The following is a 14,115-nucleotide window of genomic DNA, read 5'->3' on the forward strand; positions in this document are numbered from 1 at the left end:
GACTGTTATAGTCACTCAGTTACATTTGAGACTCTAAATTTTTGTGCTTCGCTGCAGCGCAGCTTAGCTGTTAGAACTCAACCTGTACGAGTGCCCACACAGATGATTGCTTTAAATTGTTAAAGAACAGTACGAACTTTCAAAGTTCGCCGCGATTCGTTTCGCGGCAGGGATGCGCATCTTACGTCATCCACATTTATTGTCAACACTTAATTTGTTATTTCTTTCGAAGCTTCAAACTCAGTTTTACTCGACTCAACTTTAACTTCGTACTTTGCTTTGCAGCGCCGTTGTCCGTCTCAGTGGATGCGCATTATAGGCAGATCTAATTTTGGATCAAGCGATTTTTTGAAAAAACTTAGAAAAACGGTTCGTTCGGACAAAAAACAAGCTAATCGTTTCAAAAGCGCACATTTTATCACCGTTTTAAGCTCGTATTCGCTCAATCGCAGTGCTCTATTCATGTTTATTGCCTTACTGTCTGCCGCTCAACATGTCGTACGTCTTCATTTTATGATCCTATTGATCGTAAAGATCTCGGCTTTTATCCCTTAAAAGACAAAGACACACCACAAAAGCCGTCGTGCATGAGAATAAAAAAGATATTTGGATGGGTTTCACTGAGTAGAGAAAAGATAAAATAACAAGGGTTTGAAAAGCAAAATGCCAGTTAACTTAGTTAACTGGCATTTTTAGCATTAGCTGCGAATCGAGCTAGCTGGGCTTACATCATGCCCATGCCACCCATTCCGCCCATGCCACCCATATCTGGAGCAGCTGGTGCATCTTTCTTAGGTACTTCAGCAACCATAGCTTCAGTCGTGATCATTAGACCTGCAACCGATGCTGCAAATTGTAATGCAGAGCGCGTTACTTTAGTTGGGTCAAGGATACCCATCTCTAGCATATCAGCGTAAACACCTGTCGCTGCGTTGTAACCGTAGTTACCTTCGCCCGCTTTGATATTGTTTACTACGACAGAAGCTTCGTCACCCGCGTTAGATACGATTTGACGTAGTGGCGCTTCCATTGCACGAAGAGCCACTTTAATACCGTGGTTTTGATCTTCGTTATCACCAGTGAGGTCTTGTAGCTTAGAAGCAACACGTACCAGTGCCACACCACCACCAGGAACCACACCTTCTTCAACCGCAGCGCGAGTTGCGTGTAACGCATCTTCAACGCGGTCTTTCTTCTCTTTCATTTCAACTTCAGTGGCAGCACCCACTTTGATAACCGCTACGCCGCCAGCCAACTTAGCCATACGCTCTTGTAGCTTCTCTTTATCGTAGTCAGATGTTGCTTCTTCGATTTGTGCTTTGATTTGCGCGACGCGGCCGTCGATTGCAGTTTGGTCGCCCGCACCATCGATAATAGTCGTGTCATCTTTAGTGATCACGACGCGTTTCGCAGTACCTAAGTCTTCCGCAGTAGCTTTGTCTAGCTCAAGGCCCACTTCTTCAGAAATTACAGTACCGCCAGTTAGGATAGCGATGTCTTGAAGCATCGCTTTACGACGGTCGCCGAAACCTGGCGCTTTAACCGCTGCTACTTTCACGATGCCACGCATGTTGTTCACAACTAGCGTTGCTAGCGCTTCACCTTCAAGGTCTTCAGCGATGATTAGTAGTGGTTTACTTGCTTTTGCAACCGCTTCAAGCGTTGGTAACAACTCACGGATATTAGAAATTTTCTTATCAACTAAAAGAATGTATGGGCTGTCTAGTTCAACCGCACCTTTCTCTGGGTTGTTGATAAAGTATGGTGATAGGTAACCACGGTCAAACTGCATACCTTCAACCACATCAAGTTCATTCTCTAGTGATTGACCTTCTTCTACTGTGATAACACCAGACTCACGGCCGACTTTTTCCATTGCTGTTGCAATAATGTCACCGATTTCTACGTCTGAGTTAGCAGAGATAGTACCTACTTGAGCAATCGCTTTAGTGTCTGCACAAGGTACTGATAGGGTTTTTAATTCAGCAACCGCAGCATTCACTGCTTTGTCGATACCACGCTTGAGGTCCATTGGGTTCATACCCGCAGCAACCGCTTTTAAGCCTTCGTTAACTATAGCTTGCGCAAGTACCGTTGCAGTTGTTGTACCGTCACCCGCTGCGTCATTCGCTTTAGACGCAACTTCTTTCACCATTTGCGCGCCCATATTCTCGAACTTGTCTTCAAGTTCGATTTCTTTCGCAACAGAAACACCATCTTTAGTGATAACTGGTGCGCCAAATGATTTGTCTAATACAACGTTACGGCCTTTTGGACCTAAAGTGACTTTTACTGCGTCTGCCAGAATATTCACGCCTTTAAGCATTTTGCTGCGTGCATCACCTGCGAAACGAACTTCTTTTGCTGCCATGTTTAAATTCCTCTAAATTCGGTTAAATGAAATAAATTGAGTCAGACTTAGCCAACGATGCCAAGAATGTTATCTTCACGCATGATCAAGTATTCTTGACCTTCGATTTTCTCAGTTTTTTCAATGTAAGAGCCGAACAACACAGTGTCGCCAACCTTCACTTCCAGCGCTCGGACTTCACCATTGTCTAACATGCGGCCATTGCCAACAGCAATAATAGTACCGCGAGTTGATTTCTCTGCGGCTGAGCCAGTTAAAACAATTCCGCCAGCTGACTTGGTTTCTTCATCAAGACGCTTAACGATTACGCGATCATGTAAAGGACGAATGTTCATTTATTTAGTTCTCCTAACAGTTTCCTGATTTAACGACAGAAAATTTGTTTAAATTTAGTTGCCACTTTTATGGGGCTTGTGAAACTAAAACCCAAGAGGTGGATATTAAAATTTTTTAATCTTTACGCTCAAATTCACCTTCGATGGTGCTATTTTGCTGCGGCTGTGACCGCTCAGTGGAATAGTGTGATGTATGGCTATAAGCAGCACCACGCGCCACATGCACTGTTGCTTGACGCATAAGCCCTGCTGCGAGCTTGGCGCGCACCAGAGGGGTTAATAGTAAAAAACCAAGCGCATCGGTCATAATGCCTGGTGTCATAAGTAATACCCCAGCAATCACCACGCATAAACCATCAAACAACTCTTTTGCTGGCATTTGACCGCGCGCCATTTCTCCTTGCACTGAACGTAGCGCCTGAGTACCTTGCTGTTTCACTAATTTTGCACCAAGCACAGCAGTTGCGATAACCAGTGCAATAGTAGCCCATCCGCCAATCACTTCGCTTACTTGGATAAGTAGCGCAATTTCTACAATTGGCACGGCAATAAACAACAAAAACAATAATCGAAACATAACTTCTCCTCAGACAATGAATGAGATCTATGGGTAATACGGTCTAAATTCAAGTAACATGCGGCGGCAATGGCTGGGATTGTTCGCAAAGACAAGCAGGCTCAATACCATACACTTTTCGGCGAGCTTTGGTTAGACTAAGCACAGCACAATTATTGGCTGAGAAATTATGACAGCGACTGCTTATCGACTGGTGTTAACCACCTGCGCAACTTTGCAACAAGGTAAAACCTTGGCTAATGCCTTGGTAGAACAGAAATTAGCCGCCTGTGTGAACTTACTGCCTGAAATACACTCTATCTACCCATGGCAAGGAAAAATTTGCCACGACAGTGAATGCAAAATGATCATTAAAACCCACTGTGACAAACTTGCCGCATTGCAGCAATTACTACTTCAATTACATCCTTATGATGTGCCAGAAGTCCAAGTAATTGCTGTTGTGGATGGTGCTCAGGCTTATTTTAATTGGATGGACGAGGTACTCAGTTAATGCGTTATTGGCTCGTGCTTTTTTTGGGACTGTTATTGCTCCCCGCACATGCAAACAACTCGGTGCTCAACAACTTGTTGGCACCTAAACAACACACCTTCTTACCTATAAATGAAGCATTTAAACTCGACTTTGACCAACAAGGGCAGACTTTGTTTATCGGGTGGGATATAGCGCCAGAATATTATCTGTATAAAAAGAAGTTCGAATTTATTGCCAAAGGCGCCACCATCACAGTGCCCGATCTAACGCATGGGGAGGAAATCGAAGATGAATTCTTTGGTGTTACCGAAGCGTATTTTGAGCAGTTTTCTGTCGTCGCCAAACTCAGCGATATCGGTGATGATGCTGTTGTAAAAGTACGATATCAAGGCTGCGCTAAAGCTGGTTTATGTTATCCACCGGAAATTGTCACCATTCCACTGACTAAAATCGCTGGGAGTTCAACGACCGCAAACAATGCCAGCGCAGCTAACATTGCCGCTGCGGTGTTAACCGAACCTGCGGCAAGTACCAAAGAACCAGTGACAAATAATGACGACAAATCCTATACCGAACGCCTTGCAGACCAAAGTTTACTGACCAACATTGGGTTCTTTTTTATCGTCGGCATAGGTTTGGCCTTTACGCCTTGTGTGTTCCCCATGTTCCCTATTCTGTCGAGCTTAATAGCAGGGCAAAAGGGGCTATCGACCCGTAAAGCCTTTAGCTTATCGTTTGTTTACGTTCAAGGTATGGCTGTTACCTATGCAATTCTAGGCTTAGTGATCGCCCATTTAGGCGGCAAAGTACAAGGCTACTTGCAACAACCTGCGGTTTTAATCAGTTTTAGCCTGTTATTCGTCTTATTGGCACTCTCTATGTTTGGCTGGTTCGAACTACGTTTACCAAGCAAATTTACCGAGCGAATCACTGCCGCTAGCAATCGCCAACAAGGCGGCAGTATTGTCAGCGTGTTCTTGATGGGCGTACTGTCAGGCTTGATTGCCTCACCTTGCACCACAGCTCCACTTTCTGCGGCCTTATTATATGTGGCACAAAGTGGCGACTATCTGGTAGGTGGTTTGACTTTATATGCACTCAGTTTAGGTATGGGATTACCGCTATTATTACTGGGGACGTCTGGCGGTAAATTACTACCAAAAGCCGGTGGCTGGATGGAACAGGTTAAAAAGCTGTTCGGTTTCATTATGCTCGTTGTGCCACTTATCTTACTTGAGCGGATCTTACCTGCAGTTTGGCTGTGGTCACTGACCGCTGTATGGGCGATTATGCTTGCCCTGTACTTACATTACTGGCAAAGCAACCTGCCACAAAGCAAAGCTAAAACTTTCTTATGGGCAGCAGCGCTTGCGGCATTTATGTCTGGCGGCTTAATTGTCTATCAACAATTTGTCAAACCTGAAGCGGTTGTGCAGCTAAAAACCCACAAAACAGGCGAATTTACCTTGTTGGCCGACTTAGATGCGCTACACAAAGCAGTTGCACAAGCCAATGCCGAAGGTAAAGTCGCGATGGTGGATTTGTATGCTGAATGGTGCGTAGCGTGTAAAGAGTTTGAGAAATACACTTTTCCCAAACCGCAAGTTCAAGCCGCTTTTGCCGATTTTGCGCTATTTAAGCTCGATTTAACCGAAAGTGATGCGCGTAGCATTGAGATAATGGAAGCCTTTAACGTGTTTGGCTTACCGAGTATTTTGTTTTTCGATGCTAATGGCGAAGAATTACCACAGTATCGGGTAACTGGCTTTGTAGGCGAAGATGAATTTGCCAGCCATTTAACCAAAGTGAGCAACGCCGTTTTGCGTTAATCTTCTCCAAGGGGCCCTGCGCCCCTTCTCATTAGACCAGTATTTTGCTGCTATTTAACTCGAACGCTCTATAATAGTGCACGAAAGTGAGAAAAATTTGCTATTTGTTGTTGAACGGCTTAATTTAACAAACAAATTTTAATGAAAAATCTGTTTGTTTTCTTATCTCAGGGACTTCGCGAATTATGACAGCAAAGTTAAAGATTTTAGTTGTAAATGGCCCTAACTTAAATATGTTAGGCAAACGCGAACCTGAACGATACGGCACGCAAACGTTGCAAGATATAATGGCAACCTTGCAAGTCACCGCACAACAGCATGAAGTTCACCTCGAACATGTACAAAGTAATAGCGAAGCTGAGTTAATTAATGTCATTCACGGCGCATGGCAACAAATTGATGTCATTATCATTAACCCAGCAGCATTTACGCATACGAGTGTGGCACTTCGCGACGCACTATTAAGTGTCGCTATACCGTTTTATGAAGTGCATTTAACCAATGTGCACGCACGCGAGCCATTTCGTCATCATTCTTATTTTTCTGATGTCGCGGTGGCTGTCATTTGTGGTTTAGGTGCAAAAGGGTACGAAGCAGCGCTACTGTCTGCCATCGACCGTTTTGCAAAGTAAAGATTAATAAAATTAACTAACAGGCGGGTCAAGTTATGGATATTCGCAAAATCAAAAAGCTTATCGAATTAGTAGAAGAATCAGGTATTGCCGAGCTTGAGATCACCGAAGGTGAAGAATCAGTTCGCATCAACCGCTATAGCAATGCGCCTGTGATGCAAGCTCCAATTCACTATGCAGCAGCACCAGCCCCAGTCGCAGCACCAGCGGCGGCACCCGCGGCAGTAGAAGCAGCAGCTCCAGCAGCGGCAGCAAAACCTGCTGGCCACGAAGTGAAATCACCTATGGTTGGTACATTCTACGCAGCAGCTTCTCCAGAGGCGGCAGCTTATGTCCAAGTAGGTTCGAGCGTTAAAGTCGGTGACACACTATGTATCATCGAAGCGATGAAGATGATGAACCAGATCACCTCAGACAAAGCCGGTGTAGTGAAAGCAATCCTAGTTGAAAACGGCGAACCTGTTGAATTCGACCAACCGCTATTCATCGTCGAATAATCGCGCACGAGGTCAACGTTATGTTAGATAAAGTGCTCATCGCAAACCGTGGCGAAATTGCGCTACGGGTATTGCGTGCTTGTAAAGAACTCGGCATTAAAACCGTTGCCGTCCACTCCACTGCTGACCGCGACCTAAAGCACGTGCTTTTGGCGGACGAAACTATTTGTATCGGTAAACCAGCGGCATCTGAAAGCTATTTAGATATTCCGCGTATTATTGCCGCGGCAGAAGTGACCGACTCGGTTGCCATTCACCCAGGCTATGGCTTTTTGTCAGAAAATGCTGATTTTGCTGACCAAGTTGAGAAAAGTGGTTTCATCTTTATCGGCCCTCGTGGTGATACAATTCGCTTAATGGGCGACAAAGTATCTGCTATCGACGCCATGCGTAAAGCAGGCGTACCTTGTGTACCAGGCTCTGACGGTCCACTTACTGCAGATAACGAGCGCAACCTGCAAATTGCTAAACGCATTGGTTATCCAGTTATCATCAAAGCCGCAGGCGGCGGTGGTGGTCGCGGTATGCGTGTAGTACGTAATGAAGGCGAGCTGGTAAACGCCATTGCCCTGACTCAATCTGAAGCGAAGCAATTCTTCGGTAACGGCATGGTTTACATGGAGAAATTCCTTGAAAACCCTCGTCATATCGAAGTGCAAGTACTGGCTGACGGTCAAGGTAATGCGATTCACTTAGGTGAGCGTGACTGTTCAATGCAACGTCGCCACCAAAAAGTGGTTGAAGAAGCACCAGCACCGGGTATTACTGCTGAAATGCGTAAAAACATCGGCGATCGCTGTGTGCGAGCTTGTGTTGAAATCGGTTACCGCGGCGCAGGTACATTCGAATTCCTATATGAAAACGGCGAGTTTTATTTCATCGAAATGAACACCCGTATTCAGGTAGAACACCCTGTAACAGAAATGGTTACTGGTATCGACTTAGTGAAAGAGCAGCTAAAAATTGCCGCTGGCCAACCGCTGTCGATTACCCAAGAAGATGTGGTGATCCGTGGCCATGCGATTGAATGTCGTATCAACGCTGAAGATCCTGAAACCTTTATCCCATCACCGGGCAAAATTACTCGCTTCCACCCAGCAGGTGGTTTAGGGATCCGTTGGGACAGCCATATCTACGCAGATTACTCTGTACCACCGCACTACGATTCAATGATTGGCAAGCTCATCACCTACGGTGAAAACCGTGATGTAGCCATTGCTCGCGCCCGTAATGCGTTAAACGAGTTAGTGATTGACGGTATTAAAACCAATACCCCACTTCACAAGAAGATCCTTGCGGATGAAAATTTCAAAAATGGTGGCACCAACATCCACTATTTAGAGAAAAAATTAGGTTTAAAATAACCCATTCTCCAAGCCGGCATGCGCCGGCTTTTTTCTTTCTAAATCCGCTTAAATCACCCAATATAAAGTCACATAACAGAAACGGCCTCCCTTGCGGCAAGCAATTTCGCCCAAAGCGGCCAAGATGTGGATAATTTGAGCAATTGATTGATAGTCAGTTAATTTTTTGCCTTATCAATAGTGACAAGAACGGCAAAACTTCTTATACTGCCTGCGCTTTGATAAATGCCGCAATGGCATCAACAGCATATTCCAAATGGCCCTATAGCTCAGTTGGTTAGAGCACCCGACTCATAATCGGTAGGTCCCTGGTTCAAGTCCAGGTGGGGCCACCATTTATCTACAAAGAAAACAGCAAAATCAACAACTTAAACCAAATCAGTACGTTTCTGTTCCACTTTTGTTCCACCCTTTAGTTTATTTGTTCCACTCTTTTTGTCAATCTGCCCTATCTGAAACGTTTATAGTTGATGTAATAAACCTAATAAGTCTAACAAAATCCACATAAACGTCTGATCTTGTGGAGGCAGACCGCTTAGAACGTATTATGCCCACTCAATTTTTGCACTGTTTAAATTTAGATGCTCCTTCTGCAAAATAATACCTATGATGTGATTCGTGTCACCATATACAATTCACCTCTATTAGTATCAATAATGTCAAACTCATCTTTGTTAAGCTGTTTAAGTCGGCTTCTGAAATCTCTCCTATAGCGACTGTATGTATCAATGAGACTAGACATATTCTTACGCTGACACAACAGCAAATATTCCTCAGATGTGACTCGCTTAGCTTCAGACAGAAGCATGTGAACTTCAAGCGGTAATCCTCCCATTTTTAACCGTAGCTAAAAGTAGAGGTTAAGCAGCCATTAACGGTGGTTTCCCTCCGTTAGCCTGATGTGGCCGCTCATGATTGTTATGTCTTAATTCTCGCAATGTTTTATCAGCAAGTACCTTTGCCATTGAGACGGTGAGTTGGCCTACTTCACCAAGCTTACGTTTAATATCTTTACCATTACACTTAGCTCTAAAATAATAGCTCTTTCTGCCCGATGGCCGTACTTGCAACTTTAAATGCGAATGATGGCGGTCTGTGTAAATCTGAATGTGCTTTTTAACAGGTAAGTTACTAACTAATTGGTCTGTGAATGATCTTGTTAATTCAGGCATGTTTCACCTTTGTTCCACTGATTTAAAATTAAAAGAGGGTGGAACAACGCGGCTCAAAGCCGCTAAAATGTGGGGATGAGAAAGCCCTTACACACAATAAGAACTTGATTTTAATGCATTTTTAGCCCAGGCGGGGCCACCAAATTAAGCCCTTGAACCGTAAGGTTTGAGGGCTTTTTCTTTTCTATCATTTACTGAGCGCGACTGCTTACAAGACCGCTTACACTACAAATTATTTAGGGTTAACTGTTTCTTCTTGAGGGTGAGTCCAGTAAATATTTCCTTCAACTTTCTCAAGGTTTAACTCTTCACGTAGCTCATCTCTGAGAGATGCGAGCAAAGGATCGAGTTCAGCTTTTCCGTTAGGCTTTAGCAATTCATCTACAATGCCATGCAACATTTCTACTTGGCTTTTGTTACCTAAGAACTGAATCGCTATGGTTGCTTCTCGAAGATTCCCAGCTCCTTCATGTTTTTTAGGATTATTTGAAAACATCATGAGAGACCGAAATGACGAAACAAGGTATTCAATTCTCATTTTTTTCCTCTGCTCTGCGAGTTGTCTAGAAACCGCCCATTGATGAGATAAAAATGCTATACCTATTGCCACGATTGCAGGGATAACAACTTTCCAAAATTCGACTGATGAAATAACACCAATAAAAACATCACTCATTTAAAGTTTCCTTAGATCGAAATTAACTAATTCCACTAAATCAAAATAAGGTTGTTTTTGGAAGATAAATTCTACCTAAAATTGAATTACCCCAATTAAAACGCTACAAGTTCCAGCTTGGGAAGGCTGCCATAATCAGGAGGGGTATCCATCTTGATATTGTCTTTCAGTATGCCTTGCATCAAACAGCGCGATCTTGCATACAAGCACGCCTATTTGGCTAAGCGAAACGCAGAACGGAACCGTTCTTGGATTCTGAAAGTAATTGCGTATCTCAAAAAAAATGCATAAATGAGCTTTTTAGATAGCTAACACTGCCTGGCTGTGCGCTAAGAATAACAGCGCACAGCTCCATCAAAACAAAGTAACTGACGATTCAGTCTTCTGCTTTTTAATATTAATTTGAGAACACTAAAGACAGTCGGGTTTTAAACAAGAATTACCTCAAAAAATTAAAAATGAGTTGGAAAAATAAATTTGAACCATGGCTTCAAAGGCGCTAGTACATGTAGCTTCATCTTTTCATTGTCCTGTTAAATTATTTGCTTGTACTTTTTTAAAATGAACACTACCAACAATATGAGGTGCTATTTTGCATGGAAGTTGAGCAGAGAAACCATCACCCTCTACCAAAATGAATTTTTTCGTTTCACAGGAAGAAAAATAACTTTCTAATAGTTGATAACCCGAGTTGCGAATATCTATGCCGTTGAGCTTTTGTATATAGCCAGTCGCATTTTTAAAATCTGGAAGACAGCTATCTTGGTAGTACATTCTTACTTGCTGATGGCGAGTTTCAAATGAAATTTGGCCATTACATGCACTCAACATCAAATGCTCAAATACGGTTGTTCTTATAACTTCGCTAGACATCATTTCATTGACGAAAACTTCTCCAATTAGATTATTAAATCCGTCTGCTATTTGTTCCGGCACAAGTTCAGCGGCATCTCCCGTTAATAGTTTGACCGCATTGCGATTTTTAATTGAAATATAGTTGATAAAATAATCAGCATCACTACTGCCGCTATTTTTTAGCTGACTTCGCCAGTAACGGAAGAAATTTGCATCACCTATTAAATTGCTCAAGAAGGCATGACCACAACTGTAGCGGCCTTGCCAATCAAATTGATTTGGGATGACTCTATGGCTGTAGCCTAGTAGACAAGATAATTTTTGTTGATTATTTCTGATTAAAAATACACTCTCGTCGATCATCTTCAAACGAAATCTTGCTATATTTGCAGCATAATCCGCCGCCCCTTCTTTAAGCCATGCAGCTTGGCTTGAGTGGTTAGTTGTCCAACTATGGAAAACTTCATGGGCGATAAAATCTAAAATTTCATTGGCCAAGGATTCATCGTAATCCAGATATTGTTCACCTCCAAATCTGAACAAAAATGTACTATTATCATGCACCCCGCCATCATAGAAAGGATATTCTGACCTTTCAAAACTGACTAGTATATTAAAACGATAGTTACCTCCCGATTTTAAATTTTTCTTATAAAAATAAAAAAGCAACGGAAAATTACGCCTAACCAAACCCTCAATCCACTTAGGTGTAGCTTCGTTAAAGATAAAGTTAAATTTATTTATACTTTTTTCAACAACACCCTTAGCATTAAAGTCAAGAACAACAAAAGCATTTGAATCATCTACTTTATATTTATATCCATGCAAAGCATCTTCAGCGAAATAATGAATGCAATTACTTGCAACTGAACTCCAGTGCGCTTGATGCTTAAACTTGACTTGAATGGGTGTTATGGAATACAAATGTAGACCGTGCTTTTTACCCAAGTTTACATAAGGTGCGTATGTAGCGTTGAATGTTGAATTAAGAGGTTTTAATGATAATTTAGACCCAGTTTCACTAGAGTTATCAATAGCAATATGACCGTCATCAGTGCGTTTCACTTCTGAGCCTTCACCGTCAAATGCCCTACTGGCAGAGTAATAGGCAGCGAGTTTAATTAGCTCAACATTATCGCGCGTTTTATATAAAACTGAAATACGGTTATTATTTTCCTTTATATTGATATCAAAAGTTGCATTACAAACTTCTTGGCTTAACGCTGAGGTTGAAAACAACAATAATGCAAATTTTAGTTTTACATAAGGGGATAGCTTTCGTTGTAACACTTCGCACATTGCTTCAAATTTTTTATGGGAAGCAATAGCGGCTCACCACTATGAAAAGAAACCTCTACGAGATTGATCTTTACCTGACTAATTGATCTCAACAAAAAACCAACAAGTTCATTTATTATTCTCTTTGAAATTAATAAAGACCATTCTTTGTATAACTTGTCACCGCTAAAAAAACAGTAGCAATACGAACAAGCTAAATTGTATCGCTCCGATACTTTCAATATTACTTGCAACCTATCGATTGATTTTAACATTTTATTCTCGCAGCTTTTCAAGATTAAAACCAAGAAAAATTAAAGGTATTTAATTTCAATGTATTTAATTAAAATGATTGCCAATGTATAACACTTAAATTATCCATGGCAATCACACGAGAGAGTTAACAGGTTTGTCTATAGTGACCAGAACCAGACTGAGAATACCCACTACCATCATTTCTTTGGGTATAACCACCTGTACCTGTCATTGAATGGCCAGGGTTTCCACCACCTCATTTCACTAATACACCAAAAAGTCAGCCCTTTAGAACATCTCGGGTATACCTATAATGAGTTATAAGTTCTCAAACTCAGATTGGCTTTTGATGACTTTTCACCTCAGATTGGCCCGCCAAAAAGAGGTACAAAAACATTAGCACCATTGCCATAAAGTGAAACCATCCGAAAGGGTAGTTTTTCATAAAGACTTACTACGCCATCAACCAATAAAAACAAAAATCAATATAAAACAAAAACATAATATAAAATTCATCCTTTAAAATATCTCGCTTGGTCTAAGCAGGTTGAGAAAGTGAGTAAACGAGGAAGAGAAAAAGAAGATAAAAGCAACTTTTCAGCATTGAATAGAAAGAAAATGAAATATAGGATGGTTCATAGAAATGTAGGAAATGAGGAGGCGCGTATGCACAGCATCAGAAATAGGTTGTCGAAAAGAGAGTGCGATGTTTTCCGCTTTCTCCTCAGTGGATATTCTTATCAAGGTATCGCAGAGAGACTATTTATTACGAAAAATACTGTTAAGTTTCACGCTAGTAATATTTATAAGAAATTGAATGTATTAAATAGGATTGAACTCGCGGCCCAATATCTCCCCCTGATAAATATCGATATACAAACCATAGAGGAAAGCAAAGTGAAATGAGGGTTTAGTTGTGCATACTCCGCACCATATTAGGTAACCCTCCTCGACTTAGGCTCCCTCAGTAAACTCATCAAGCGAGGGCCAAAGTGACCCGCGCATTACCAAATAATAACGTTGGCTGCATGACGTGTTGACCTTGACGAGTTACCTTTACCAACGCGCTCTAGTTATAGAGGTCTTTTATTACCCTGTCTTGACGTGGCAAATAGTGGTTGTCCCAATCAAGTGAAAACGCCACATAGGTGGCCTTGCCGAGTAGTTCATTTCTTGGTACTAAGCCATATACCCGCGAGTCGGCGCTACTGCGGCGGTTATCGCCAAGCACTAAATAGTGGTCGGCCGGAATCGTAACCGCAGCAAAATTTGCCAAGGCTGCAGGGCGTGTTGTATCGAGTTGAATCGCGTGGTTAAGGGTGCCGAGTTGTTCACGGGCGATAAGCACTGCGGCGCTTTCGCTATCAAGCTGATACGTAAGCGGTTTACCATTTAAAATCACCACCTCATCACGCATAGCGATAGTATCACCCGGCAAACCGACTACCCGTTTAATTAAACGCTCATCCGCAGCACTGGAATCAAACACCATAATATCGCCTCGGGCAGGCTCACCGGTGCGTAATAGCGAGTGATTGGTAAACGGCACGCGTAAATCGTAAGCCATTTTGTTCACGGTAATGCGGTCGCCAATTTCTATGGTCGGCTGCATCGAGCCGCTTGGTACGGTATACCAATCGGCAAAGGCGCTACGAAACACCGACATCAAGCCGATGAATAAAATAAAGTTACGGTTTTCTTTGAGAAATTGCATGGTACGTGTTGAGAAAGGCTGTGCGCTCATCATCATTTCCTTGCTGTTATTAATAGCAAGTTGGAGCGTGGTAACGCAGATTTAG

Annotated in this window: 13 protein-coding genes and 1 tRNA gene; 7 read left to right on the forward strand and 7 right to left on the reverse strand. The window is 42.4% G+C overall.

What is annotated here, in order from left to right; all coding sequences use genetic code 11:
- Window positions 1-724: 724 nt before the first annotated feature.
- The 3 genes from groL to ACFOEE_RS13235 all read right to left on the reverse strand — a co-directional run bounded on the left by groL (window position 725) and on the right by ACFOEE_RS13235 (window position 3,283).
- Complete coding sequence (gene groL / locus ACFOEE_RS13225; protein ID WP_377125016.1) at window positions 725-2,371, reverse strand: chaperonin GroEL; 1,647 nt, start codon at window positions 2,369-2,371, stop codon at window positions 725-727.
- A 47-nt stretch (window positions 2,372-2,418) separates the two neighbouring features.
- Entirely contained in the window at window positions 2,419-2,706 is a 288-nt protein-coding gene (locus ACFOEE_RS13230) for a co-chaperone GroES (protein ID WP_377125018.1), read from the reverse strand.
- 115 nt (window positions 2,707-2,821) lie between these two features.
- Window positions 2,822-3,283, reverse strand: a complete 462-nt coding sequence (locus tag ACFOEE_RS13235; RefSeq protein WP_377125020.1) for an FxsA family protein — start codon at window positions 3,281-3,283, stop codon at window positions 2,822-2,824.
- Window positions 3,284-3,452: 169 nt separating this feature from the next.
- On the opposite strand from ACFOEE_RS13235, the gene cutA reads away from it, so the two are divergent.
- The 6 genes from cutA to ACFOEE_RS13265 all read left to right on the forward strand — a co-directional run bounded on the left by cutA (window position 3,453) and on the right by ACFOEE_RS13265 (window position 8,415).
- Window positions 3,453-3,776: a divalent-cation tolerance protein CutA gene (gene cutA, locus ACFOEE_RS13240; RefSeq protein WP_377125022.1), complete on the forward strand. Its 324-nt coding sequence runs from the start codon at window positions 3,453-3,455 to the stop codon at window positions 3,774-3,776.
- Window positions 3,776-5,587 (forward strand): protein-disulfide reductase DsbD, encoded by a 1,812-nt coding sequence (locus ACFOEE_RS13245; RefSeq protein WP_377125024.1) that lies wholly within the window; start codon window positions 3,776-3,778, stop codon window positions 5,585-5,587. The genes cutA and ACFOEE_RS13245 overlap by 1 nt, the downstream gene beginning before the upstream one ends.
- Window positions 5,588-5,772: 185 nt before the next feature.
- A complete protein-coding gene (gene aroQ / locus ACFOEE_RS13250) occupies window positions 5,773-6,219 on the forward strand; it encodes a type II 3-dehydroquinate dehydratase (RefSeq protein ID WP_377125026.1) in 447 nt (148 codons plus the stop codon).
- Window positions 6,220-6,254: 35 nt separating this feature from the next.
- Complete coding sequence (gene accB, locus ACFOEE_RS13255; RefSeq protein WP_377125028.1) at window positions 6,255-6,716, forward strand: acetyl-CoA carboxylase biotin carboxyl carrier protein; 462 nt, start codon at window positions 6,255-6,257, stop codon at window positions 6,714-6,716.
- A gap of 20 nt (window positions 6,717-6,736) precedes the next feature.
- Window positions 6,737-8,080 (forward strand): acetyl-CoA carboxylase biotin carboxylase subunit, encoded by a 1,344-nt coding sequence (accC, locus tag ACFOEE_RS13260; protein ID WP_377125030.1) that lies wholly within the window; start codon window positions 6,737-6,739, stop codon window positions 8,078-8,080.
- A gap of 258 nt (window positions 8,081-8,338) precedes the next feature.
- Window positions 8,339-8,415, forward strand: a tRNA-Ile gene (locus ACFOEE_RS13265).
- Between the two features lie 525 nt (window positions 8,416-8,940).
- On the opposite strand, the gene ACFOEE_RS13270 is transcribed toward ACFOEE_RS13265, so the two are convergent.
- The 3 genes from ACFOEE_RS13270 to ACFOEE_RS13280 all read right to left on the reverse strand — a co-directional run bounded on the left by ACFOEE_RS13270 (window position 8,941) and on the right by ACFOEE_RS13280 (window position 12,073).
- Window positions 8,941-9,252 (reverse strand): Arm DNA-binding domain-containing protein, encoded by a 312-nt coding sequence (locus ACFOEE_RS13270; protein ID WP_377125032.1) that lies wholly within the window; start codon window positions 9,250-9,252, stop codon window positions 8,941-8,943.
- 232 nt (window positions 9,253-9,484) lie between these two features.
- Window positions 9,485-9,928 carry a hypothetical protein gene (locus ACFOEE_RS13275; RefSeq protein ID WP_377125034.1) on the reverse strand — a complete coding sequence of 148 codons (444 nt, stop codon included), beginning with the start codon at window positions 9,926-9,928 and terminating at the stop codon, window positions 9,485-9,487.
- Between the two features lie 522 nt (window positions 9,929-10,450).
- The gene (locus ACFOEE_RS13280) at window positions 10,451-12,073 is read right to left on the reverse strand and encodes a hypothetical protein (RefSeq protein WP_377125036.1); all 1,623 of its coding nucleotides are present in this window, start codon (window positions 12,071-12,073) and stop codon (window positions 10,451-10,453) included.
- Window positions 12,074-12,982: 909 nt separating this feature from the next.
- On the opposite strand from ACFOEE_RS13280, the gene ACFOEE_RS13285 reads away from it, so the two are divergent.
- Window positions 12,983-13,222: a LuxR C-terminal-related transcriptional regulator gene (locus ACFOEE_RS13285; RefSeq protein ID WP_377125319.1), complete on the forward strand. Its 240-nt coding sequence runs from the start codon at window positions 12,983-12,985 to the stop codon at window positions 13,220-13,222.
- A 163-nt stretch (window positions 13,223-13,385) separates the two neighbouring features.
- Here the strand turns inward: ACFOEE_RS13285 and lepB are convergent, their stop codons facing one another.
- A complete protein-coding gene (lepB, locus tag ACFOEE_RS13290) occupies window positions 13,386-14,060 on the reverse strand; it encodes a signal peptidase I (protein ID WP_377125038.1) in 675 nt (224 codons plus the stop codon).
- Window positions 14,061-14,115 lie beyond the last annotated feature (55 nt).

Origin of the sequence: Pseudoalteromonas fenneropenaei, from assembly GCF_042643375.1 — a bacterium.
Lineage (GTDB): Bacteria > Pseudomonadota > Gammaproteobacteria > Enterobacterales > Alteromonadaceae > Pseudoalteromonas > Pseudoalteromonas fenneropenaei.

Bases quoted from the DNA above. Each gene is read 5' to 3' on its own strand.
- ACFOEE_RS13235 (WP_377125020.1), bottom strand. From the start codon at position 3,283: ATGTTTCGATTATTGTTTTTGTTGTTTATTGCCGTGCCAATTGTAGAA.
- aroQ (WP_377125026.1), top strand. From the start codon at position 5,773: ATGACAGCAAAGTTAAAGATTTTAGTTGTAAATGGCCCTAACTTAAAT.
- ACFOEE_RS13275 (WP_377125034.1), bottom strand. From the start codon at position 9,928: ATGAGTGATGTTTTTATTGGTGTTATTTCATCAGTCGAATTTTGGAAA.
- cutA (WP_377125022.1), top strand. From the start codon at position 3,453: ATGACAGCGACTGCTTATCGACTGGTGTTAACCACCTGCGCAACTTTG.
- ACFOEE_RS13230 (WP_377125018.1), bottom strand. From the start codon at position 2,706: ATGAACATTCGTCCTTTACATGATCGCGTAATCGTTAAGCGTCTTGAT.
- ACFOEE_RS13270 (WP_377125032.1), bottom strand. From the start codon at position 9,252: ATGCCTGAATTAACAAGATCATTCACAGACCAATTAGTTAGTAACTTA.
- ACFOEE_RS13245 (WP_377125024.1), top strand. From the start codon at position 3,776: ATGCGTTATTGGCTCGTGCTTTTTTTGGGACTGTTATTGCTCCCCGCA.
- accC (WP_377125030.1), top strand. From the start codon at position 6,737: ATGTTAGATAAAGTGCTCATCGCAAACCGTGGCGAAATTGCGCTACGG.
- ACFOEE_RS13285 (WP_377125319.1), top strand. From the start codon at position 12,983: ATGCACAGCATCAGAAATAGGTTGTCGAAAAGAGAGTGCGATGTTTTC.
- accB (WP_377125028.1), top strand. From the start codon at position 6,255: ATGGATATTCGCAAAATCAAAAAGCTTATCGAATTAGTAGAAGAATCA.
- lepB (WP_377125038.1), bottom strand. From the start codon at position 14,060: ATGAGCGCACAGCCTTTCTCAACACGTACCATGCAATTTCTCAAAGAA.
- groL (WP_377125016.1), bottom strand. From the start codon at position 2,371: ATGGCAGCAAAAGAAGTTCGTTTCGCAGGTGATGCACGCAGCAAAATG.